The organism is Sporosarcina pasadenensis (assembly GCF_047228845.1).
Taxonomy (GTDB): Bacteria; Bacillota; Bacilli; order Bacillales_A; family Planococcaceae; genus Sporosarcina.
On the sequence record NZ_JBFEGM010000001.1, the window covers coordinates 94,990 to 119,320 of the forward strand.

General features: G+C 42.0%; 25 protein-coding genes. 20 read left to right on the top strand and 5 right to left on the bottom strand.

Annotated features, from left to right (window positions below):
• Window positions 1–6 precede the first annotated feature (6 nt).
• Both ilvA and AB1K89_RS00505 read right to left on the bottom strand, forming a co-directional pair.
• Window positions 7–1,269 (bottom strand): threonine ammonia-lyase IlvA, encoded by a 1,263-nt coding sequence (gene ilvA / locus AB1K89_RS00500; RefSeq protein WP_413053418.1) that lies wholly within the window; start codon window positions 1,267–1,269, stop codon window positions 7–9.
• A 175-nt stretch (window positions 1,270–1,444) separates the two neighbouring features.
• Window positions 1,445–2,344 carry a diacylglycerol/lipid kinase family protein gene (locus AB1K89_RS00505; RefSeq protein ID WP_413052878.1) on the bottom strand — a complete coding sequence of 300 codons (900 nt, stop codon included), beginning with the start codon at window positions 2,342–2,344 and terminating at the stop codon, window positions 1,445–1,447.
• A 355-nt stretch (window positions 2,345–2,699) separates the two neighbouring features.
• Here AB1K89_RS00505 and AB1K89_RS00510 point away from each other — a divergent pair, with 355 nt between their 5' ends.
• Window positions 2,700–4,118, top strand: coding sequence for an amidase (locus tag AB1K89_RS00510; protein WP_413052879.1), 1,419 nt, complete (start codon window positions 2,700–2,702; stop codon window positions 4,116–4,118).
• A gap of 192 nt (window positions 4,119–4,310) precedes the next feature.
• The gene (locus tag AB1K89_RS00515) at window positions 4,311–5,279 is read left to right on the top strand and encodes a proline dehydrogenase family protein (protein WP_413052880.1); all 969 of its coding nucleotides are present in this window, start codon (window positions 4,311–4,313) and stop codon (window positions 5,277–5,279) included.
• Between the two features lie 44 nt (window positions 5,280–5,323).
• Here the strand turns inward: AB1K89_RS00515 and AB1K89_RS00520 are convergent, their stop codons facing one another.
• Window positions 5,324–6,340: a DUF1646 family protein gene (locus AB1K89_RS00520; protein ID WP_413052881.1), complete on the bottom strand. Its 1,017-nt coding sequence runs from the start codon at window positions 6,338–6,340 to the stop codon at window positions 5,324–5,326.
• 132 nt (window positions 6,341–6,472) lie between these two features.
• On the bottom strand, window positions 6,473–7,966 hold the full coding sequence (locus tag AB1K89_RS00525; protein WP_413052882.1) for a peptide MFS transporter: 1,494 nt from the start codon (window positions 7,964–7,966) through the stop codon (window positions 6,473–6,475).
• A gap of 349 nt (window positions 7,967–8,315) precedes the next feature.
• Between AB1K89_RS00525 and AB1K89_RS00530 the strand changes: the two genes are divergently transcribed.
• From AB1K89_RS00530 to AB1K89_RS00575, 10 genes are all read left to right on the top strand, one after another.
• Entirely contained in the window at window positions 8,316–10,202 is a 1,887-nt protein-coding gene (locus AB1K89_RS00530) for an ABC-F family ATP-binding cassette domain-containing protein (protein WP_413052883.1), read from the top strand.
• Window positions 10,203–10,219: 17 nt separating this feature from the next.
• A complete protein-coding gene (locus AB1K89_RS00535) occupies window positions 10,220–11,353 on the top strand; it encodes a conserved virulence factor C family protein (RefSeq protein WP_413052884.1) in 1,134 nt (377 codons plus the stop codon).
• 153 nt (window positions 11,354–11,506) lie between these two features.
• Window positions 11,507–11,944 (top strand): BrxA/BrxB family bacilliredoxin, encoded by a 438-nt coding sequence (locus AB1K89_RS00540; protein ID WP_413052885.1) that lies wholly within the window; start codon window positions 11,507–11,509, stop codon window positions 11,942–11,944.
• Entirely contained in the window at window positions 11,934–12,719 is a 786-nt protein-coding gene (locus AB1K89_RS00545) for a class I SAM-dependent methyltransferase (RefSeq protein ID WP_413052886.1), read from the top strand. The genes AB1K89_RS00540 and AB1K89_RS00545 overlap by 11 nt, the downstream gene beginning before the upstream one ends.
• Window positions 12,720–13,028: 309 nt before the next feature.
• Window positions 13,029–13,631 (top strand): YpjP family protein, encoded by a 603-nt coding sequence (locus AB1K89_RS00550; RefSeq protein ID WP_413052887.1) that lies wholly within the window; start codon window positions 13,029–13,031, stop codon window positions 13,629–13,631.
• A 244-nt stretch (window positions 13,632–13,875) separates the two neighbouring features.
• A complete protein-coding gene (locus AB1K89_RS00555) occupies window positions 13,876–14,874 on the top strand; it encodes a sulfonate ABC transporter substrate-binding protein (protein WP_413052888.1) in 999 nt (332 codons plus the stop codon).
• A complete protein-coding gene (ssuC, locus tag AB1K89_RS00560) occupies window positions 14,871–15,653 on the top strand; it encodes an aliphatic sulfonate ABC transporter permease SsuC (RefSeq protein WP_413052889.1) in 783 nt (260 codons plus the stop codon). The genes AB1K89_RS00555 and ssuC overlap by 4 nt, the downstream gene beginning before the upstream one ends.
• 15 nt (window positions 15,654–15,668) lie before the next feature.
• Window positions 15,669–16,463, top strand: coding sequence for an ATP-binding cassette domain-containing protein (locus tag AB1K89_RS00565; protein WP_413052890.1), 795 nt, complete (start codon window positions 15,669–15,671; stop codon window positions 16,461–16,463).
• Between the two features lie 122 nt (window positions 16,464–16,585).
• Entirely contained in the window at window positions 16,586–17,242 is a 657-nt protein-coding gene (locus AB1K89_RS00570) for a YitT family protein (RefSeq protein WP_413052891.1), read from the top strand.
• A gap of 157 nt (window positions 17,243–17,399) precedes the next feature.
• A complete protein-coding gene (locus AB1K89_RS00575) occupies window positions 17,400–18,566 on the top strand; it encodes an MFS transporter (RefSeq protein WP_413053419.1) in 1,167 nt (388 codons plus the stop codon).
• Between the two features lie 122 nt (window positions 18,567–18,688).
• On the opposite strand, the gene AB1K89_RS00580 is transcribed toward AB1K89_RS00575, so the two are convergent.
• On the bottom strand, window positions 18,689–18,964 hold the full coding sequence (locus AB1K89_RS00580; protein WP_413052892.1) for a YqhV family protein: 276 nt from the start codon (window positions 18,962–18,964) through the stop codon (window positions 18,689–18,691).
• 192 nt (window positions 18,965–19,156) lie between these two features.
• Here AB1K89_RS00580 and AB1K89_RS00585 point away from each other — a divergent pair, with 192 nt between their 5' ends.
• From AB1K89_RS00585 to AB1K89_RS00620, 8 genes are all read left to right on the top strand, one after another.
• On the top strand, window positions 19,157–20,098 hold the full coding sequence (locus AB1K89_RS00585) for a thymidylate synthase (protein ID WP_413052893.1): 942 nt from the start codon (window positions 19,157–19,159) through the stop codon (window positions 20,096–20,098).
• A 61-nt stretch (window positions 20,099–20,159) separates the two neighbouring features.
• Entirely contained in the window at window positions 20,160–20,648 is a 489-nt protein-coding gene (locus tag AB1K89_RS00590) for a dihydrofolate reductase (RefSeq protein WP_413052894.1), read from the top strand.
• A 38-nt stretch (window positions 20,649–20,686) separates the two neighbouring features.
• Window positions 20,687–21,526, top strand: coding sequence for a DegV family protein (locus AB1K89_RS00595; protein WP_413052895.1), 840 nt, complete (start codon window positions 20,687–20,689; stop codon window positions 21,524–21,526).
• A 46-nt stretch (window positions 21,527–21,572) separates the two neighbouring features.
• Window positions 21,573–22,385 (top strand): GDSL-type esterase/lipase family protein, encoded by an 813-nt coding sequence (locus AB1K89_RS00600; RefSeq protein ID WP_413052896.1) that lies wholly within the window; start codon window positions 21,573–21,575, stop codon window positions 22,383–22,385.
• A 12-nt stretch (window positions 22,386–22,397) separates the two neighbouring features.
• Window positions 22,398–22,973, top strand: a complete 576-nt coding sequence (locus AB1K89_RS00605; RefSeq protein ID WP_413052897.1) for a YpmS family protein — start codon at window positions 22,398–22,400, stop codon at window positions 22,971–22,973.
• Between the two features lie 138 nt (window positions 22,974–23,111).
• Window positions 23,112–23,642, top strand: coding sequence for a peptide-methionine (S)-S-oxide reductase MsrA (gene msrA / locus AB1K89_RS00610; protein WP_413052898.1), 531 nt, complete (start codon window positions 23,112–23,114; stop codon window positions 23,640–23,642).
• Window positions 23,636–24,064, top strand: a complete 429-nt coding sequence (msrB, locus tag AB1K89_RS00615) for a peptide-methionine (R)-S-oxide reductase MsrB (protein ID WP_413053420.1) — start codon at window positions 23,636–23,638, stop codon at window positions 24,062–24,064. The genes msrA and msrB overlap by 7 nt, the downstream gene beginning before the upstream one ends.
• Before the next feature lie 14 nt (window positions 24,065–24,078).
• Entirely contained in the window at window positions 24,079–24,300 is a 222-nt protein-coding gene (locus tag AB1K89_RS00620; protein ID WP_413052899.1) for a YozE family protein, read from the top strand.
• Window positions 24,301–24,331: the final 31 nt, after the last annotated feature.

Sequence of the window (24,331 nt, forward strand, 5' to 3'; positions counted from 1 at the left end):
TTGCAATCAAATTAGCAATTCGAATAACGTGCTGTCTTTATTCACTTCGGTGAACGGGAAGCCATTCTGTTCCATACGGAGCAACAGGCCTTCGTAATCTTCCTTCCTCTTCAATTCTATGCCTACCAGTCCCGGCCCGTTTTCCTTATTATGCTTCTTCGTATATTCGAAAGTGGTAATATCATCGTCCGGTCCTAACACGGAGTCTAGAAACTGCCGCAAAGCGCCTGCACGTTGTGGGAAATTGATAATGAAATAATAGAGCAGCCCTTCATGCAAAAGGGATTTTTCCTTAATTTCCTGCATCCGTCCAATATCGTTATTCCCACCGCTGATAATGCAAACGACCGATTTCCCTTTGATCTGGTCTTTATAGAAATCAAGGGCGGCAATCGGCAAAGCCCCTGCAGGTTCGGCGATGATAGCATGTTCGTTATATAAATTCAAAATAGCGGTACACACTTTTCCTTCAGGAACACTCATAATGTCATCGACATATTTCCGACAAATCTCAAATGTTTTAGCCCCTGCACATTTGACAGCAGCTCCATCGACGAATTTATCGATGTTTTCCAAAGTCATGACAGCGCCGTTCCGGATTGCGGCTTTCATACTGCTTGCCCCCTCCGGTTCGACTCCGATCATCTTAGTCATAGGGGATAGGTTTTTAATATACGTGCTGATCCCCGCCATGAGACCGCCGCCGCCGATGCTTGCGAAAACAAAATCAATCGGCTCTTCAATATCATTCATCACTTCGACAGCTACTGTACCTTGACCCGCGATAATATCCTCGTCATCGAATGGATGGATGAAAATCCGATCTTCCTTTTCTGCGCACTTCACTGCATGGGCGGAAGAATCATCGAACGTATCGCCGACAAGGATGACCTCGACAAAATCCCTCCCGAACATTTTCACTTGGTTTATTTTCTGTTTCGGCGTTGTTTGCGGCATGTAAATTTTGCCACTAATCTTCAAATGGGCACAAGCATATGCGACACCTTGTGCATGATTGCCCGCACTTACACAAACAATACCCTTTTCGCGTGCAGCTGTTTCAATCCGCTTAATTTTGTAAAATGCGCCACGTAATTTGAAGGAGCGCACATATTGTAAATCTTCCCGCTTAATATAGACATTACAGTCATATTTCTCGGATAGCCTCTCGTTTTTTTGCAAAGGTGTATGATTTACGACATCCTTGAGCAATTGATTGGCAATCAGTATATCTTCCACTTGTACTGTCTTCGTTTCACTCTTAGCCATCTTTGTCATACGCTCTTTCCCCTCCGGTAATAAAAATGAATATTTTATTATATTACCATGAAACCCGGAAGAAGAACATAAGATTGTTCATAATTGCTAATTAATTTTAACGATTTCATCAAGACACATTATTCAATAAAATATGTAAGCGTTTTCTTTACAGGAAAATCAAATATTAAGACGTCACGACAAGTTTTAATGCCTTTGGCCGGATGGAGAGATGAATTTTTTCAGAGTAGAAGATTTCCCCATCGATGACATAAGGCAATTTCCTTTGTCCTTCAATCATAATTTCCTTTCCTTTGAAATAGGAAACTTCATTAGCAATGAGAGGCTCTCCTTTTAGCAGTTCGGGGAAGAGTTTGGATAAGACTTTCAAACGTCTCGCATCATGTAAAGCTGTTACATCTATCAGACCATCGTCAGGTTGTGCAAGAGGGCAAATCGTAAGGCCGCCACCATACATTTTCACATTGCCATTCGCAATTAGCCATAGGTCAGTTTGGAGAACGAGGTTCCCATCGACGAAAAGTTTACCGTAGAATGACTTGAACGTCAGCAATTCAATGATGGCTGCAATCGTATAGGCGTCTCCTCCACGATTAAATTTATTGAGCCATCTTTTATAAATGGAGCGATCGGCCCTTATTCCAATCTGTGCATCCATTCCGACACCGACTACCGTCATTGCGTACATTCCATTCACATATAATAGATCCACAGACCTCGTTTCGCCGTGAATCAGCTTTTCGACAAATTGCTTCGGCTCGGCAACCAAACCGAAATTTCTAGCGACATCATTGCCTGACCCGGCAGGAAAGACAGCTAATGGTATGTTTGTATCGACCAATTGTTGGAGGACAGAGCTTACTGTACCGTCACCGCCAATTACGACAAAAGCCGTTTTTGAATGCATAGCTGTAGTTTCATTTATATAAGCACGTGTGATTTCTGAAGAGACGCATATATGCGCTTCATAAGGTAATTTCTTTTCTATAAGAATCGCTTCAATTTCATGCCATATGGCAACTGCTGCACCCTTACCTGAAGTTGGATTAATCATAAATACAAACATCGGATGACCTCTTTTCTATCTAATAGTTTAACATAATTAAAACTAAGGAATTACTCCAATTTCGAATAGTCTGTTTAGAGAATTAGAAGTCGGGGAAACTTATAGGGATGTACGAAGAAAAGGAGATGATATCATGCAAAAATGGGATAGTAGACCAGACAAGCCCGATGCCGGTTTATGGACCGCATTGGGAGTGTCTACACTTATCATACTCATTGTCATCTTCGTAAATCTTATGTAATTCTGTAAGGCTTCTTTCCGTTAAAGGAAAGAAGCTTTCTTCGTTTGTCTAAATTTCACTCTATTATTATAATGAAAATAGTGAATTGTGTTTAAAATGGGAGGGGGGAAAGTAATGAATAAGGTGGAATCCATATTACGTGCAGATGCTTTTGATATTAAGGAAATGATACTCAATGAGAAAGTGACTGTTGCAGAAGTCACTTCGATCTTCAGCGAGAGAATGAAAGAAAAAAATCCGACAGTCAACTTCCTGGTGGAAAACCGTTTTGATGCTGCGGTGGAGCAGGCTGCAAAGGCAGATGCCGCACGATCGAACGGTGAAGCAAAAGGAAAATTGTTCGGTGTTCCGATGAGCATGAAAGAGTCATTTAATGTCGCTGGAATGCAAACGACAGGTGGATTGATCGGAAGAAAAGGATTCGTACAGGACCAAGATGCGGAAGTTGTCAGGAAGTTGAAAGCTGAAGGTGCGATTATTATCGGGAAGACGAATACACCGGAATTATGTTTTTGCCAAGAAACGGACAATAAATTGTATGGCAGGACAAACAATCCATGGAATCTAAATCGAACAGCAGGCGGTTCCAGCGGGGGAGAAGGAGCAGCGATTGCACTCGGAGCGGCTACTGTAGGACTCGGTTCGGATATTGGTGGTTCAATCCGGTTTCCAAGCCATTTTAATGGTGTCGTCGGATTCAAATCTGGAAAAGGGCAAGTTTCCCAAAAGGGAAGTTTTCCGTTAGTGGAGAATGCATGGCAGCAAAGGATGCTTGGCATTGGACCGCTCGCGAAAACAGTAAGGGATGCGAAACTAATCTATTCGATCATTGCAAACCATGAAATGGATGAAAAGGACATTGGTGATTTTTCTATTGATGTATTTCGCACGACTGAATTCCCGCTTTCAGATGACATGGTGAAAATATTGAACGATGTATATCTATACTTGAAAAACAGCTATACGACGGAACGGGAGCCCATTCCGCACCTCGAGGAATCGGCACTTCTTTGGCAGGAGATCATGTCGATAGATGGTGGGAAGTCAACTAGAACGATAGCCTTCGAGAATGGAAAGGGTAGTCCATTTACCGCATTCACTAAAGAAATGACAGGCAGGAACGCAACTATTCATCGTTATTTGTCGTGGGCGTTGATCGGCGCTTCTTTATTCAAACCATCGGCGAAAAGGGTGAATGAAATATCGCTTCTGTTGAAAGATGGGGATGAATTCCTAGAAGAGTATTTGGAAAGACGGTTGATCGTCATGCCGGTTTACCATACTGCCGCACCGCCTCATGGCATCGTTTATAAAGAAATATTCTCAATTAAAAAGACATTCCTTAAATATATGCCATTCGTTGCGTATGCAAACACATGGGGACTTCCCTCATTGACGGTTCCAATGGGAAAGGATGATGACGGAATGCCGGTCGGTCTGCAAATCATCAGTAAAAACGGCAACGAGGACGCCATCTTTTCCCTTGGTACGATTCTTGAAAACCAATTTGGAGGCTACACGATGGCGAATTAGTTGTCAGAAAAGTATTCAAATAAGGCAGATGGGGGAGAGCAAAATGCTTTCCTTCATCTGTTTCTTTGTTGAGTTGCTGAATAATAGAAGATAATGAATACTATTTTTTTTATCACTAATTTTGATGGTGATTAAAGGCTGCTATGTTATAATGCATGATGAACATAATTTTTTTATCGAGGAGTAATGAAAATGTTAAAAGACTTCTTTATCGGCCTATCTCAAAATCAATTTTTGAATAGTGCGGCAAAAAAATATGGACTAAAACTAGGTGCGCAAAACGTAGTAGCTGGAACAAATATTGCAGAAACGATTGAAAGTATTAAAGAACTGAATAAGCATGGCATCTCTTGCACTGTAGACAACTTGGGCGAATTCGTGTTTGAGAGAGAGGAAGCAATTGCTGCGAAAGAACAAATTCTCGCAGTCGTTGAAGCCATTCATGAAAATGGCGTAGATGCACATATTTCATTGAAGCCTTCTCAATTAGGCCTAGATATCGATTATGATTTCTGTAAGGTAAACATTGGAGAAATAGTTGCTTCGGCAAATAAATACGGTATCTTCGTCAATTTTGACATGGAAGACCATGCTCGTCTTCAACCATCATTCAACTTGCTGGACGAGCTATCGAAGCAGTACGGCAATATCGGTACGGTCATCCAAGCTTACTTTTTTCGGGCAGAAGAGGACTTGCATAAATATAAGAATTACCGTCTCAGAATTGTTAAAGGGGCATATAAGGAACCTGCAGAGTATGCTTACCAAGACAAACAGGACATTGATAAGAATTACATCAAATTGATTGAATGGCATTTACTGAACGGTAAATTCACTTCCATTGCAACACATGACCATAATGTCATTAACCACGTTAAACAATTTGTCAAAGACAATAATATTTCAAACGATAAGTTTGAGTTTCAAATGCTATATGGTTTCAGGAAGGATATGCAGTTGGAGTTGGCGAAAGAAGGGTATAACTTCTGCACATATGTCCCTTTCGGCCAAGATTGGTATGGCTATTTCATGCGTCGTCTTGCTGAAAGACCACAAAATATGAACCTTGTTGTCAAACAAGTGTTTACGAAGAAGACGAATACGATGATCGGGTTAGCTGCAGGCGCATTCCTACTTGGACGCCTAACGAAGAAGAAATAATAGACGGCCAGCCACTAGGATATAACTAGTGACTGGCCGTTTTCTTATCCGAAAACAACGATTGTAATGAAATAGATGATCATGGCGATCAGGCCGATCGGCACTCCGAATCGCGCCCATTCGACACTTTTAATATTTAATTTTCCTGCGGCGATAATATTAGGGATATTGCCGGGGATGAGCATCCCGCCACTAATTAGAAGCCCTAATAAGATCGCTTTAATCGTCGGCTCGTCCATCTCACTGCTAATTTCCGCGGCAGCAAGCGTTGCATTATCGAGTACGGCCGATATCATATTGATCCAATAGAGAATATATGGATTAAGATCAAGCAGGAATCGTTTAATGAACGGTTCAAATCCGGCACCTAATAATGTCAAAGCCATAACGAATAGATACACTTTAAAGCCGCGGATAAGAATATCCGTCAATGACTCTTTCCCTTGATTCGCCTTCAACCCTTTTGTCTTTTTGGTAGGGTGGATAAGAATAATTGCTAATAAGCCAAAAGCGATGACTCCAGGAATGATATCTGAACCGATTAGCCTTAATAGATAAAAGAAATCTGCATTCAGTTTGCTCGTTGCAATTGTTGAAAGGGGCTCCCCGATAGGTGTCAATACAGCACCCATCCCAATTGAATAACAGGCAAGAATGACAAAACGGACTTCCGACTTACGATCAAGCTCCAACACACTAACGATCGCCACTAAAACGAGCGCTGCAATGATTGCAGTGATTACACTTGAAACGATTCCAAGAATGATGATAATGAGCGCCAAAAAGAGTTTGAAAGGAAGGATCTGGCTGACTCCTTTGATACTTTTTTCAAATGGCTTCTGCAGCCATTTGAAAATGAGGCCCGCCACTACGACAGCAATCGTAATATGTATGGGGTCTTCAAGAGCTTTCATTACCAAATCCCTATTCAGAACTCCGCTCACTACAACTGCCGCAATACCCATTACGAAGAGGAACATTTCTAAATTGCGCTCGACAAACGGGATTGTAAAGGGCAGAAATAGAACTAAAACTAGGATAATCGACAATCCCACAATCATAATATTTCCCCTTTTTACATTAATTAATTTTCTATCTATTCTATCATACCATTTTTAATTTTAATGGAGAACATCTTTAACAAAATAAAAAAGCAATACCGCGAGCGGTATTGCTTCATAAATGAAATAAGATCAATGAACACCCTTCATATACTTAAGGATGATAGGGGAGATGGCGAAAAGAATTAAACTTAAGGCAATCGCCACACCACCGATAATACCGAAATACATCATTTCAGTTTCAACAGAATAAAACTTCACGAGCTGTGCGTTAAGTGCTTGAGCTGCGGCGTTCGACAGGAACCATAAGCTCATCGTCTGTGCAGAGAAGGCTTCGGGTGCCAATTTAGTCGTTGCCGACAAACCTACTGGAGAAAGACAAAGCTCACCTAATACTGCAATGAAGATACTTAATACAAGCCATAGTGGATTTACAAGTGTACCAGCTCCACCGAAATAGGCAGGCAATAGAATGACGATAAATGAAAGCCCTGCAAAAAGGATACCGAATGAGAATTTTTGTGGGATCGTCGGTTGGCGATTACCCATTTTAATCCATAACCAAGCAAATATAGGTGCTAAAACAATGATGAATAATGGATTTAAAGATTGGAACCAAGCAGGTGAAATACGGAATCCTAAAATATCCAAATTTGTTCGTTTATCTGCATAGAGTGCCAAAATGGTTGAACCTTGTTCTGCAATAGCCCAAAACATGACAGAAGCTAAAAATAATGGAATGTACGCGAGTATCCTTGATTTTTCGTCAGATGTCGTCTTCTTGCTTCTATACATGAGTACGAAATAAGAAAATGGTATTAAGAACCCGAGAATCCCTACAAGACCGATGAACGAGTCAAACGTGAGCCAACCTCTAGGAATAGAAATGAATATAAGAGCCCCTAAAACTAATACAGCCGCTAGAGTGGCTATGAAGAAACGTTTGCGTTCTTCTGGGGGCAACGGATTTGCGATTTGAGTGCCTGCTAATCCCAAGTTCTTTTTCTTAGTTAAGACGAACAAAACTAACCCAAAGAACATTCCGACCGCTGCAAGACCGAAACCGAGGTGGAAGTTATATTTCATCCCCACAGTCCCTACAATCAAAGGTGCAAGGAAGCCCCCCATATTAATGCCCATGTAGAAAATACTAAAGCCGGAGTCACGGCGAATATCGTCTCTTTCATAAATATCTCCGACGATGCTTGAAACGTTCGGCTTCAATAGACCAGTTCCTAGAACAATTAATCCCATCGAGATGAAGAGCGCTGTCGCACCTCCAGGCAACGCAAGGACAATATGGCCCAGCATGATTAATATTCCACCATAGAATACCGCCTTGGACGTTCCAAATATGCGGTCTGCAAGCCAGCCCCCGATAATTCCGGACATATATACTAATGCACCGTAAATGGACATAATGGAGAGCGCTGTCGTCTCATTGATGCCAAGTCCGCCCTTTGACACTTCATAATACATGTAGAAGACAAGGATTGCCCTCATACCGTAATATGAAAAACGTTCCCAAAATTCTGTGAAAAACAACGTAAAAAGGCCTTTTGGATGTCCGAAGAATCCTTTTTGGGGAACGCTTTCAACAATTTGCTTTTTCGTTATTTGTGACATTTGAAATGTTGCCTCCTTTAGTATTTCATTATTATATAGACAAATTAATTATATTGTCAAAATAAAAATGGCTTCATTAAAATTTGTTTTTATCGCGATAATAGAGTGTTTTCAGATACTTCATGTATTTTTAAAATTATATTTATATCAAATCTTCGTATAGGTCATCTTTATCGGGACCTCTTTATCATTCCCCGGGTAATGGAACCGATACTTCACGGAAATAACGTATATTCATTGCATGTTCATTTTCAGTACAATTCATAATGAAAGAGAACGTCAACATACAAAAACAGTTGAAAATGAGCTATCATGAAGATATGCAGTTAGTAGAAATGGATGTGTTGGTATGAGCCAATTGATAGTTGAGAACTTAACAAAAACCGTCGGAGAGAAAACGTTGTTCCGTGATATTTCCTTCACGATCTTGAATGGCGAAAAAGTCGGCTTGATCGGGATAAACGGAACAGGCAAGTCGACGCTCCTTTCAATCATAGCCGGTACAGAGGATGCAGACTCCATCGCGAAGGAGCACCCGAATAAATATAGCATTTCTTATTTACCTCAATCTCCTGTACTAGACCCGGATAAAACTGTAATGGAAACAGTTTTCATGTCAGATGCACCGATTATTAAATTGAATTTGGAATACGAGTATGCACTTGCGCAACTCGCCAACGATTCTTCTTCATCTGAAAATCAAGAACGTTTTTCACGTTTGCAAAACGAGATGGACGCAAGATCGGCATGGGACTTGAATACAAAAGCGAGGATGGTCCTCACGAAATTGGGGATTGATTCATTTGATAAAAAGATGGGTGAGCTATCAGGAGGGCAACAGAAGCGAGTAGCTTTAGCGAAAGTGATCATTGAACCGACAGATCTATTGCTTCTTGATGAGCCGACGAACCATCTAGACGTCGAGTCGATCACTTGGCTTCAAGAATACTTGAAGGGCGAGCAAGGCGCTGTTATGTTCATTACTCATGATCGGTACTTCCTTGACGAAGTGTCCACGCATATTTACGAATTAGCCGACCGTAAGCTTTACACCCATACAGGAAATTTTGCCGATTATTTAGAATCAAAGGCACTTAGGGAAGAAATGGCGGAAGCGACCGATGCGAAAATGCGTAATCGGTACCGAACTGAGTTAAAGTGGATAAGACGCGGTGCAAAAGCCAGGTCGACGAAGCAGAAGGCGCGGATTGGCCGCTTTGAAGAACTGCAGGAGAACTTGAAGAAAGACGGGCCTGCTGTTGACATGGACGTATCATTGAAAACATCCCGCTTAGGCAAGAAAGTGATTGAGGCGAATAATATCTCAAAAGCATACGGCGAGAAAAAAATCATCAATCGCTTCAGCTGTATTTTGCAATCGGGGGACCGTATCGCCATCGTCGGTCCGAATGGAGCTGGAAAATCGACACTTATGAAACTATTCGCGAAAGATCTTGAACCGGATGACGGTTCCATTGAAATGGGATCGACCGTGAAGATTGCCCATTTTCATCAACATCTTCCTAAAATGGACGAAAACAAGAGGATCATTGAATATATTCGGGAAACTTCAAATGATATTGAAGATGGAAGCGGAACGCGGATATCCGCTACTCAAATGCTTGAACGCTTCCTGTTTCCTTCCGCCTCCCATGGTACCCCAATCGGAAAGCTATCCGGCGGTGAAAGGAAGCGGCTATATTTGTTGAAACTTCTCATGGAGCAGCCAAATGTGCTGTTGCTCGATGAACCGACGAACGATCTCGATATCGAAACGCTGTCGGTGCTTGAATCATTTATTGATTCCTTTCCAGGCGTTGTGTTGACAATTTCGCATGATCGCTTTTTCCTTGATCGAACTTCATCAAAGCTGTGGGTGCTCGATGGGTCAGGGAATATCGAAACCCTTTACGGCGTTTATTCCGACTACTTGGAGATGGAGAATGCCAAAAACAATGATGCCGTACCGATAAAAACTTCCCAAGACGAACATAAGCCGGAGCAAGCGCCAACTAAAAAAAGGATGTCCTACTCTGAGAAAAAGGAATGGGAATCGATCGAATTAAACATTGCCGATGTAGAGGCGAAGATTGAATCGACAGAAGCACAAATGGTTGCATCGGGATCAGACTATGATCGTTTGAGTGAATTGACGAAGGAACTGGATGAATTGAATGCGGAACACGAGCGTTTATTCGAGCGGTGGGCATATTTGCAGGAAATATCCGAATCATAATGAGAGGAGTTTTCGAAATGAAAATTGTAACGATAGAACCGACACCAAGTCCGAATTCAATGAAGATCATATTGGATGAAACACTACCTATGGGTATCAGCCATAACTATAAAAATGAAGATGCAGAGGGAGCACCTCACCCTGTTTCGAAAATACTTGCAATCAAAGGGGTTAAAGGAATTTACCACGTCATGGATTTCATGGCGGTCGAACGAGTAGGCAATATCGCTTGGGAAGACATTCTTGCGGAAGTGCAAGCTGTCTTCAATGACGAATCTGTGCATGTAGACAGAGATTCCGAAAAAACACCGGATGATCATTATGGAGAAGTGTATGTCCACGTCCAAACGTATAAGGACATTCCTCTTCAAGTGAAAGTTTTCGACAGTGATTCCGAACTAAGATTTGGGCTGAGTGAACGTTTTCGCGATGCAATGGAAAAAGTCCATAGTACTGAGGTGGAGAACTATATCCTCCTTAGGAAATGGGCTGACTACGGCATCCGATATGGAGACAAGCAGGAAATTGGTGAAACTGTCGTTCTGGAAGTTGAAGCGGCCTATCCGGAAGATCGGTTGCAGGAAATTATTCGCCAATTTGGACAGGGGAAAAGCAATGTGGAAGAACGGAAGCGCAAAGTCACGTTGCCAGATTTTGACGTTCCAGAATGGGAAAAACGTTTCCAACTGATCGATCAGATGCCAGATCCAGATATTTCGGATCTTCCTTTGCTTGATCGGGCATTGGATGATGAAAAGATGTCGATCCGACGTCTTGCAACGGTCTACCTCGGAATGATCGAGGATGAGTCTGTCATCCCTTATGTAGAAAAAGCGTTGAAAGATAAGAGTTGGGCGGTTCGCAGAACGGCAGGCGATTGCATGAGCGATTTAGGGTTTGCCGGTTTTGAGAGTGCTGCCATCGGGGCGTTGAAAGATAAGAACAAGCTCGTCAGATGGCGCGCTGCCATGTTCCTTTACGAAACGGGGACCGAAAAAGCATTACCCGCATTGCATGATGCCGAAGACGACACGGAATTCGAAGTGAAGTTGCAAGTGAGGATGGCCATTGCAAGAATTACTGAAGGGGAAGAGGCGAAGGGTTCCATCTGGAAGCAGATGACAGAAATCCATAGCAATTCCACCGATTAATTAGTATAACCGTGATTGTTCGTATAATTATATTATGTAAACAACTGCAATCACTTTTTGGTTTAAGTAATATCGAAAACATGAAATCGCTTTTTATTCATTGTAGAATGATGCTGATAGAATTGATTTGAATTGTCGAAAGGGGAATGGATTATGAACGCTTATGATGAGTATATGAAAGGTATCGTGAAACCGATGCGGGAAGAGCTCGTTCAATTTGGATTCACTGAGCTAACAACTTCCGAAGAGGTCGAAGGGACGATGACATCCCTTGATGGGACTGCGCTAATTGTCATCAATTCTGTTTGTGGCTGTGCGGCAGGGCTTGCACGTCCAGCTGTCCGGGAGGCTTTGCAAGCAACTGAGTCAAAACCGGATCATTTATTCACTGTGTTTGCAGGACAGGATCGAGAAGCGACTGAAATGATGAGAAGCTATTTTCCTGAAGTCCCTCCAAGTTCTCCTTCAATCGCCGTATGGAAAGACGGGAAGCTCGCCTATTTCATCCCAAGGGAGCAAATCGAGAACTTTGAGATGGAACAGATTAAAGATCATTTGACCGGCGTGCTTGAACAAGTTTGTGGCAAATAATACGATCATTACAACGGCTGGAAGACCAGATCCGATCACTTATGAATTGGCTGCAATCGCTAGCAGGGACCTCGGATATCCAGTTGTGGAAAGGAAAAAACGGTCCGTATTGCGTATGCAACGTGAATACGAAGCGGATGTCCTTGTAGCCGGAAAAGAGCGTTATGAACTTTTCCGCGTAGGAATGGAGCAACCGTTATTCTTCCATCCGAATTCAGCAGCTTTTCGTTTGAAGCGCATGTTGAAAGGTGAAAAAGATCCTTTGATCGAGGCGAGTGCTTTAACGGAAGGGGACACGTTCCTCGATTGTACACTCGGTCTTGCTTCAGATAGCATTATTGCCTCCTTTATTATAGGAAGCAAAGGTAAGTGTGTAGGTCTGGAAGCGGACCCTACTGTTGCATTCTTAACCAAAACAGGCCTTCGGCAATTTCCAGCTTCGACGGAAGCATTGGCGGCATCCATGAAACGCATTGAAGTCATTCAATCCGAAGCAGTAGAGTTTCTAGCGAATGAGCCGGATCGCTCTTGGGACGTTGTTTATATTGATCCGATGTTTCATGCGCCGATTGAAGAGTCATCGAATTTCAAACCTCTTCGCCAAGCGGGCGTACACACATCCTTATCAGCGAAATGGATGGAAGAAGCATTCCGGGTATGTGCCCGTCGAGTAGTAGTGAAAGATCGGTTTGATTCGAAAGTCTTCGACCAATTTGCATTGCAACGAAAAATTAGGCCGAACACCAAGTTCCATTTCGGTTTCTTGTCAAAATGAAAAAGCCGTCCATTCCGTTTCAGGAAGGACGGCTTCTTGTATCAATTTGTAAAGTTCAATGAGCTCAAATAAAGGACGAGTACGAGCATTCCGATTCCCATAAGTAATTCCACGTTCATTTATAAAAACCTCCTTCATAAAACCTCACAATTATCTTCATTTTTATTGTACAATGAATTTAAGAAATATGAAACCTTTTCAAGCCCATTTCGTAATATGAATAAGCCAATGAAACATAGAAGAATCAAATAATAATAGTAATTGAGTAATTGGAAATTTCTAAACACATAATAAAAAGCAGGTGACCTGATGAAAAAACATTTACAGAACTTTATTATTGCACTCGTTGCAGTCCTTACTCTTGGCGTCATTTCGCCTAGCCATGAAATTTGGACAACTCTTCAGCCTAAAGACGATACGAGGGAAGCAGACCTTCCAACTTCATCTAAACATGATTTACGGTTAGGGTTAGAGGATTCCATTTTCGAAAGTGAACCATTTGAACAACCTTTGTCAATTGAAGAAGCCCTTTTTCAGCCCGCTAAGGAATTGGCATACTTGAAATTCGGTTCGAAAATCGGACCGGTCATTGAAGACGAATTCGAGGAAATCATTTTCCCTAAAATTGAAGAGGTTATCCAACGCACAGTCGCTTCCACAGAAAGTTTTGGAAATAGCATGCTATCCATTACTGAATATCCTTCCGGGGATTATGCAGAAAAAATGTTCCACGTTTCTGACAAAGTGCTCGATAAAGATCTAATCCGTTTTCATGTACGGACAGAGAAAAGGCCACAGGACGGATATTTCTATAATTTCCATTATCATACTGCAGAAGACGGCTTTACAGTGCATCATTCACTTGGAGATATTTATTGGTCCAAGAATACACCGCCAAAATGGTTATCTTAAAAATGTTAAAACACTCGTCGAAATAACGAGTGTTTTTTCTTTATGAAAATTTCTTAGTCACCCTAGAAAATGCCAAATTGTAACCTTAGCATTCTAAATATGTTCCGTATGATGATTTACTATCAGGTTACTTTCCGGGCATCACGCCTAAGCCCTTATTCACCTCAATGCATACTTTGTATGTATCAGCTATTTGCCCAACTACCATCAAATGGCAGAAATATTGAAGGGATGTGTACCACTGATGATAGTAAAGAGATTCAAACATAAGTTGGCATTATTTAGTAGCCTACTTTTAGTTATGGGGTTGGCCTTGAGTGCTTGTGGAACGACTGAAGATGCAAAATCTCAAACTACTTCAGACCAAAAAATTCGGATCGGTTATCAGAAAAATGGTCCTTTGTTCATCTTAAAAAACTTAGGAACGTTAGAGGAACGGTTAGAACCGCTCGGATATAAAGTTGAGTGGCATGAATTTCAAGCAGGTCCAGCTCTTCTTGAAGCTTTAAATATGGGGAGTGTCGATTTCGGAAGAACTGGTAATTCTCCACCGGTCTTTGCGCAGGCCTCGGGTTCTTCACTGCAATATATAGCTGTCGCATTCTCGAAGTTCAGAGGTTCAGGAATTTTGGTGAAGGGTGACTCACCCATCCAAGAACTTGAGGATTTGAAAGGAAAAACAATCGGTTTTGCTAAGGGTTCTAGCTCCCATTTTTTACTTGTAAAAGCTTTGGAGAAAGCAAGCCTGAAGTATGAGGATATTACACCGGCATTTCTGTCGCCGGGGGATGCACGCGTTGCGTTCGAAAAAGGGGACATCGATGCCTGGGTGGTTTGGGATCCATATACGGCCGATACGGAAATCTCAACAGGTGCACGACTTTTAGTAAACGGTGAAGGGTTAACTACGGACCGTGATTTCTTTCTCTCATCGTCAGACTTTGCCGCTGAACATAGCGACATCTTGAAGGAAGTAATTGAAGAAATCCAGAACTCCAGTAACTGGGCCAATGAAAATCCTGAAGAACTTACGAAGATGCTCTCAGATATTTTAGGGATCGATGAAGCTTCCATGAAGTTAGCGGTAGAAAGAAGGGTACATGGAGTAGAGAAAGAGATTTCCGAAGAAATCATAAATGAACAGCAGTCAATCGCAGACACTTTCTATGAATTAGGAATCATCCCCCAAAAAATTAACGTAAAGGAACGGGTATTTTCATTTGAAAAGGATGGGGGGAAATGAGACCCGTCGTTACAAAGACCCTTTCCAAAACACTCCCTTGGGTCGTACCCTTTCTGCTTCTGATCATCTGGCAACTAACAAGTATGACAGAAATCCTGTCAGCTAAAACCCTATCTGCGCCATCGGACGTCCTAATGGCAGCAGTTAAGCTAACTCAATCAGGAGAGCTGTTCCATCATGTTTGGGTGAGTCTTAGGAGAGCTTTAATCGGTTTCTTGATTGGAGGAAGTATCGGGTTCATTTTAGGACTCGTGAACGGATTATTTCGTACATCTGAACTGTTATTTGATACTTCCGTACAGATGCTACGGAATATTCCACATCTGGCGCTAATTCCGCTCGTCATTCTATGGTTCGGAATCGGGGAAGAAGCGAAAATCTTTCTCGTTGCATCAGGAGTACTATTCCCGATCTACATTAACACGTACCACGGCATTAAATCTGTCGACTTAGGGCTAATCGAGATGGGAAAGATTTATGGCTTGAATAGAATCTCCCTATTTTTCAACGTGATCTTCCCAGGAGCCCTCTCCTCGATCTTAGTCGGAATTCGCTTTTCTCTCGGAATAATGTGGATTACCCTCATTGTGGCTGAAACCATCTCCTCCACATCCGGAATCGGCTATATGGCGATGAATGCCCGGGAATTCATGCAAATGGATGTCATACTCCTGAGCATCTTACTGTATGCCTTCCTCGGTAAATTTTCTGATATAATTGCACGCTTCCTTGAACAACGATGTCTAAAATGGCATCCAGGCTACGCGAAACAACTTTAGGGGTGGAGGATGAGCATGAAAGAAGAACAATTTCACATACAGCTTAAGGATTTGAAGAAATCATATAACGGCACAAAAGTGCTTGATCAATTATCCCTGAACATACGCAAAGGCGAATTTGTTGCTATTGTCGGAAAGAGCGGCTGTGGGAAAAGCACGTTGCTTCGGCTACTTTCCGGTTTGGAGAAACCTTCGTACGGACAGATCCTGATTGAGGACGAACAATTAATGTCCATCAATCGACAATCGTGCATGATGTTCCAAGATGGACGCCTACTGCCTTGGAAGAGGGTTTTGGAGAATGTTGCCTTAGGATTGAAAGGATCGCACCGGGAAGAGGCTATGGCTGTATTAAGAAATGTTGGTCTCGAACATCGAATCCATGAATGGCCTGCCAAACTATCTGGAGGTCAGAAACAGCGGGTTGCATTAGCGAGAGCCCTCATCCATCAGCCAAGTCTATTGCTGCTCGATGAACCGCTCGGAGCACTCGATGCGTTTACCCGTCTGGAGATGCAGAGCCTAATTGAAAACATATGGCAGAAACACGGGTTTACGGCGTTACTCGTTACACATGATGTGGAAGAAGCGGTAGCATTGGCAGATCGAGTCATCCTGCTCCAAGATGGAATGATTGCCCAGGATTTAGCGATTCCACTTTCGAGGCCAAGACAACGAGATCACGCCACCTTCACTTCTACTGTGAATCAAATCTTGAAGCAGATCCTTGCTGAGCCGAAACATAGCAAACTAGACAGGTCGGAAGAGATTAGTTATCAGCTCAAACCAGTACCTAAAGCGGTCCTATAAGAAGTTGCCGGGGCAGTCGAATAGACGAATGTCCCGGCAAAATTATGGTATCCATTCTTTTTTCAAAGCATAGACTTATATAGTACAAACCATTGTGCTATATCAAATTAGGATGATGCCAAGTGAAAAGAAAAGGTCGTAGACAACCCGCAAAAAATATTAGCAGTTTCTTAAGAAAATATATTCTTGTGACAATAGGGGCCGTTATCCAAGGCTTTGCCATGGGCGTGTTTTTATTTCCAAACTATATCCCTTCAGGTGGAGCAGGCGGATTTACAGTATTGCTGAACTATTGGTTCGGAATTCCGTTAAGTCTGGCTCTTTGGATCATGAATGCTTCAATGTTATTATTTGCCTTACATTATCTCGGCGGCAAAAGTACGATTGGCACCCTCTTTGGGATTACCGTCACCTCGATCTCCGTTAATCTATTTGAAGTGTCTTTGGAATCCCCATTCTCAACTGTTTCGCTCGACTTATTATTCGGATCTATTTTTTTGGGCACGGGAATTGCTGTTCTTCTAAGGCAGGGTGTATCAAACGGTGGCGTAGGAGTCATTGCGCTAATCATTGCTAAGTATAAGAAAATCAATCCAGGAAAGTCACTATTTTGGATCAATGGTATCATCTTTGTTATTACTGGTTACGTCATTGTGTGGGAAATTATTATTCAAGCATTAATTTGCCAATGGGTATCTACAACAATTGTTAGATGGTTATACAATGTACGCGTGCCTAGAAAAAGAGTGATTATTGATTTGATTTGGGGAAGGGATTAGTAATAAATATGGATAGGTTGAACGCATAAAATGAACACGTATGGAAACCATACCTTTAATCAGCAAAATTTAGATTGGACGAGGTGTGGTATTGGAAAAAAGTGTTGATAAAGTGAGTGTGTGGTGTATTGTAAGTTTGGCTTCAATTCCTCTCATCATGACGCTAGGAAATTCCATGCTGATTCCCGTACTTCCTAAATTGGAAGACAAGGTTGGAATTACATCATTTCAATCGAGTATGATCATTACCAGCTATTCAGTTGCGGCTATTTTCCTTATACCAGTAGCGGGTTATTTGTCAGACCGCTTTGGGCGGAAAATGGTGATATTACCAAGTTTAATCATTGCTTTAATCGGAGGTCTGGTAGCTGGGTTTGCTTCATGGAAGATGGAAGACCCTTACTCGGTTATTATTATTGGCCGGGTTTTACAGGGTATAGGGGTGGCTGGAGCCATGCCAATTGTAATGCCACTCGTAGGAGACCTCTATAACGATGACAGCGAAAAAATGAGTTCTTGTTTAGGTATTATTGAAACGTCGAACGCTTTTGGAAAAGTGTTAGCCCCCATCTTAGGTTCAGTATTTGCCGCAATATTATGGTTCCTGCCATTCTTCGCCATTTCAGCGCTCAGTTTAATTTCAATTGCACTCATCTTTTTCTTTGTTAAAGTCCCAAAAGAAAAAGATGAGCCAGTAAAGTTTAAGAAGTTTTTAGGTAACACAAAAAAAATATTTAAAACAGATGGTAAATGGTTGTATACCGTATTTCTTAACGGGGTTGTTGTGATGCTGGTTTTATTCAGTATGTTGTTTTTCTTATCGGAAAACCTTGAAAAAGTCCATGATATAAAGGGCATTAAGAAAGGTTTCGTTCTGGCAATTCCGCTTTTGTTTTTTTGTATTGCTTCTTTTGTTTCCGGTCGGAAAATCAAAGGGAGTCTACCGACCATTAAAAAAGTAATGATTGTAAGCTTAATCGCAATGTCCGCTAGCGTCATTTTCGTTGGGTTTACAAGCAAAAAACTGATCCTTCTGTTAGTCGTAACTAGTGTAGTGGGCATCGCAATTGGCGGTTTATTGCCTGCACTTGACACAATTATTACAGAAAATATTAAAAAGGAGTTTAGAGGCACCGTTACCTCTTTTTATAGTTCAGCAAGATTTATCGGTATTGCAGCAGGTCCCCCTCTTATGTCACTAGCCATGAAAGATTTTCTCAAAGGCAGTTATATTATCGCAGGTGTACTGGGAGCTGTCCTAGCGTTCATTGTTTTTAAGTTCATTAAAGTCAATGAAATTGGAGGATCGAGTGAAGTAACATAAAGCGATACTTCATCAGTGAAGATTTTACTGCCCGTTACCGCGGAATAAAAAAAAAGGACCTAACAGCAATTGTGAGCTGTAAGGGTCCTTTTCATAATGCAGATATGTAAATAAGGAAGCCTTTAATTTGATTTTAAACTATAAAAAATGAGGCAAATTCCGGCGAACAGACAAATTATTCTTGCTAATGAGATTTTATCAGTCAGACCATGTAAGGCTATTCCTGTCGTAACAATTAAAATAAAGGGACCTACTAAGGCAAGTAGCGAATTAATATAAAAGGCTTTTTCTAAATCATTAAATTTAAACATGAATGCTGCAGCTGTTATTTCTATACTTCCTGAAATTACTCTTAACATAATGATGAAAAGCAGTGCCCTTTCTATAAAGGTAATCACATCCCCTGGTCGTTTTCATATGTAATATATGCAACGCTGGCAAGAATTATTTTGGATCACGAAACTTAATCTCACACATTCTAGGAAGTTTATTAAGCACATTTAATAAAAACTCCTGATGCAATACTGCTGAGGCGATATTGATAGTTATTTTTGCTATACTGTCAATTAAGAATAAGGAGGATTTATTACATGAAACAATACTTAGAGTTATGCTCACATATTCTTGAAAATGGAACAGTGAAGGAAGATCGAACAGGGACCGGAACAATAAGTGTTTTTGGTTATCAGATGCGATTCGATCTCCAACAAGGATTTCCGTTAATGACAACGAAAAAAACGGCATTCCGATTGATTGCTTCTGAGTTAGTATGGTTTTTAAAAGGAGACACGACTCTTCGGACGTTGATAAATGATCGAAATCCAATTTGGGATGAGTGGGGCTTCGAACGATGGGTTAATAGCGAGGAGTATGAGGGGCCGGATATGTCGGATTTCGGCAGGCGCAGTCTTCAAGATGAAGAATTTGCACGTACATACGAGGCTGAAATGACAGCTTACAAAAAACGCATTCTCGAAGATGACGAGTTTGCAGCTAAATATGGTGATTTGGGACCAGTCTATGGAAAGCAATGGAGATCTTGGGGTGTTGGGGATGGCGTAATCGATCAGATAGAACAATTGATTGAGGGGATTAAGCGAAATCCAGACTCGCGCAGACACATTGTCACCGCTTGGAATCCATCGGAAGTGAACGATATGGCTCTACCGCCTTGCCATGCGTTATTCCAATTTTACGTTGCGGATGGCAAGCTATCCTGCCAGCTCTATCAAAGGAGTGCAGATGTATTCCTTGGAGTGCCGTTCAATATTGCTTCATACGCATTGCTCGTACATTTAATAGCGCATGAATGCAATTTGGAAGTCGGTGAATTCATTCACACGTTAGGGGATGCACATATTTATTTGAATCATATGGAACAAGTGAAGGAGCAATTGTCGAGAACTCCGAAAAAACTGCCTACGCTTCAATTGAATATTGGAGACAAATCCATTTTTGAATTGACATACGAAGACATCAATGTTGAGGGATATGACCCTTATCCAAAAATAAAAGCACCAATAGCAGTCTAAAACAAAAGCGCTGGGCGCCTGCCCGGAGTCTAGACGATTACAAAAGCGGAGGGATGATAATATGATTTCTTTACTTGTTGCATACGATTTGAACCGGGTAATCGGTATCAATAATAAAATGCCTTGGCATATCCCGGAAGAGCTGAAATACTTTAAAAAAGTGACACTGGGTAAAGCCATTATCATGGGAAGGAAAACGTTCGAATCAATCGGTCGGCTGCTGCCTGGAAGATTGAACATTATCGTAACCCGTAATGAAGCTTACGAGGCTGAAGGGGTGGAAGTTTTCCATGATCTTCAAAAAGCGATTGAGCGAGGAAAAGAGTATTCGGATGAAGTAGTCATTATCGGTGGAGCCGAAATTTTCAACTTATCGATGGACATTGCCGATCGTCTATACATAACGATCATCCGAAAAGAATATGAAGGGGATACATATTTCCCTGAACATAATAATAGCTGGAAGCTTGTATCGGAGTCGGAAGATCATTTTACGGAAGAAGGCATTCCGTATTCTTATTTGATATTTGATAGAACCTCTAACAGCTGACTTTTGACTGCCTCAAAAATGTAAAGGAAGTGCTTTACTTGAAGAAAATTCATATCGTAACGGACTCAACTGCAGATTTGATTGAAAACTATACTGATCAATTTGATATTCATATTGTCCCGCTAACGATTCATATTGACGGCAATACGTATACGGATGGAATTGATTTGCAACCTGAATCTTTCATTGAAAAAATGAATGGAAGCAAAGAGCTTCCTAAAAGCTCGCAGCCGGCTGCAGGAGTTTTTAAAGATTTGTATGACCGCCTCGGAGAAGACGGGAGCGAAATCATCTCTATCCATATGACTGGTGGCATGAGTGGAACTGTCAAATCAGCGGAAGCTGCTGCTGAAATGACAGACTCGAAAGTGACTGTCATCGATTCTATGTTCATCTCCCATGCTTTGACGTTCCAAGTCGTCGAAGCTGCCAAAATGGCGAGCGAAGGTAAGAGTTCCAAGGAGATTATTGACAGATTGACGGATGTACGTAAAAACACGACTCTATTTGTAGTCGTCGACAAGTTAGATAATCTCGTGAAAGGCGGCCGTATCGGCAAAGGCAAGGCATTGATCGGTTCTTTATTGAACATCAAACCGATTGCGACGTTGCAAGACGGCGTCTATACACCTGTAGGGAAAGCGCGCAGCCATAAACAAGTCGTTTCACATCTTTTCAAAGCATTCAAGGAAGAGACCGCTGGGAAAATAATACGCTCGATCGGCATATCTCATGCAAATGGGATGGCGATGGCGGAACCGCTATTACAGCTAATGGAAGATTCGGGTTTGAAGGATGTCAAATTCTCATTCACTTCCCCGATCATCAGCACACATACAGGCGAAGGCGCAATCGGTTTCATGTATTATACTGACTGATCGACCTTCGGGCGGTTCAATAACTGAAAAAAGGGGAATTGTGTTTATGAGAAGAGTTTTCTTATTCATCGTCTTCTCATTCGTTTTATCCGGATGCCAGGAAAGAGTCGTCTTCGAGACATCTTCATTTTCTGAAAGGGAAAGTTTGGCACTGTCGGACTTTAATGTCCCGGATTATTTCATTCCCGAAAAGGTCACTGTTATCGGACTTGGGGATTCACTTACCCAAGGAGTGGGGGATGAGCTGAAAAGGGGCGGTTATTTCGGGCGTGTTGCTCTTGCAATGAATGATTGGAAAGGCGTAGATGAGATCGATTCGAAGAACTTGGCCAAAAGAGGAAGGCGAAGCGATCAATTAATTGATCAATTGGAAAAAGAGGATATCCAGACAGAGATTAAAAAGGCGGATGTCATTTATATGACAATCGGCGGAAATGACATGATGAAAATCGTCAAAGAGAATCTTTTCAATTTGACTGCAAAACCGTTCTATGTTGAATTGGGTAAATTTGAAAATAGACTAGATGAAATATTCAAGATCATTCGAGGACTGAACGGGGACGCAGTAATCGTCGTTTCGGGCTTATATAATCCGTTGTCCATTGTCACGGAGGAAGCGAATGAATTTGAAACGGTTATCGCTGACTGGAATGAGGCAATCGAAATTCAGGCAATTATGGACGGAAAAGCTTGTTACGTCCCTGTAGTCGACTTATTTGTGAGCAATGAAAACATGGTATACCATTCCGATTTTTTTCATCCAAATGCGAAAGGATACGAATCGATGGCAAATCGCTTTATTGAAAAGATCGACCAATGCGGTTTGACGGAATTGTCGGATGGAAAATTGGATATGTAGAGGTGACCGTTGGTGAATCTTTGGAAAATAGCATTTTTCGTACTGGTCGGCCTTTTAGCGACCGGTATTATTGCTTTATTTATGTTCTTAGAAAGTCCGGGGGATTCGGATCCGCTTCCCCCTTTGAATCAATTTACGCCGAAGGGCAGCGTGTTGAGCGTCAAAGCGACCCGGAGCGATTTGGAGGCGCTTGCGAATAATTATATCCGGAAAGCAATGAAGGGAGAACGGCTTCCTGTAACTATGGAAGTGAAGGATGATGTCGTGCTTCATTCGGAATTGACTGCCTTCGGAATTACATTCCCCCTCATGATGCATTTTGATCCGGTTGTACTTAAAGACGGTAACTTAATGCTGAAACAGACTTCTATGGAAATTGCAGAATTGGAACTTCCACCTTCGACGGTATTAAGTGTATTGCGTGATTCAGTCAAACTGCCTCCGTGGATGATTGTAAGACCAAAAGAGGAAGAGATATTCATCCACTTGACGGATCTTGAAATAGCAGGCAATTTGCAAGTTAGGGCTAAATCGGTGGATCTTGTGAATGATAATATTGAACTTGAAGTGACGATACCTAATGATTGAAGTCCAGCTTCGGGCGCCAGAAACTCGGGGTCATAAGTCGAATATGCTGCGTGGCAAAGAGCGCCACTTCGCATCTTCGTCTTATGCCCGTCGTTTCTAGTCGGGCGCCCTGCGCATTCTAAATGAGGAGGGGTAAACTTGCCAATTCAAAAAGCGACATTTGCCGGAGGGTGTTTTTGGTGCATGGTAAAGCCTTTCGATCGGTATGATGGAGTCTTGTCCGTCGTCTCCGGATATACAGGAGGAGATGTGGAAAATCCATCATATGAACTCGTCTGCACAAATACGTCGGGACATCGCGAAGCCGTTCAAATCACTTTTGACGATGAGATTATTTCATATGAGGAGCTTCTATCTATTTTTTGGCGCCAAATCGATCCAACAGATGTGGGAGGACAGTTCTTCGATCGGGGAGAATCGTATCGCACTGCGATTTTCACTCATTCACAGCAACAAGAAGAGCTTGCTGTCAAATCCAAACAGGAGCTTGACTCCTCAGGGAAATTCGACAAGCCGATTCAAACAGATATTTTGCCGGCAAAACCGTTCTATCCCGCTGAAGAGGGGCACCAAAACTATTACATGAAAAACCCATCACATTATGAACGCTATTCAATAGGTTCCGGGCGTGAACGATTCAAAACTGAACATTGGGGTGATCAATCTTGAAGGAAGAACTTAAAAATACTTTGACGGAAATGCAGTATTATGTGACTCAGGAAAATGGAACAGAACCACCATTCAACAATGAATTCGATAGCCATTATGAAGAGGGGATCTACGTTGATATCGTTTCCGGGAAGCCGCTTTTCAGTTCAAAAGACAAGTATGATGCCGGATGTGGATGGCCAAGCTTCACGAAACCGATTGAGAGCAAAGAAGTGACAGAGCATTTTGACACAAGTTACGGAATGCGTAGGACAGAAGTACGCAGCAGGACAGCCGACTCCCACTTGGGACATGTCTTCCCTGACGGCCCGGGTCCGGCTGGCCTCCGTTATTGCATTAACTCTGCAGCTCTTCGTTTTGTTCCTGCCGACAAGCTCGAAGAAGAAGGCTACGGTGAATATACACACTTATTCAATGACTGAAAGGAGGTTCGAGGATGGATCGTTCTTTTTATCAATTTGTTTTATCTTTCCGGGGAGGGAAGAAAGACGATGAAAAATCCGCCTTTGCTGAAGCAGTGTTCAATGACCATAGTTTCCCGAAGGACGAAAAAGGCTTCGACCCGCTTTCCCGCTACTTGGAGGAGAAGGCGGACCCCGAAATGCCAAGTGTCGTTTTTGATGAATTATATGAATTGTACAAAGAGCGTTTTCAATAGGATGGAACGACTATCTTCATTGCATAAAAAG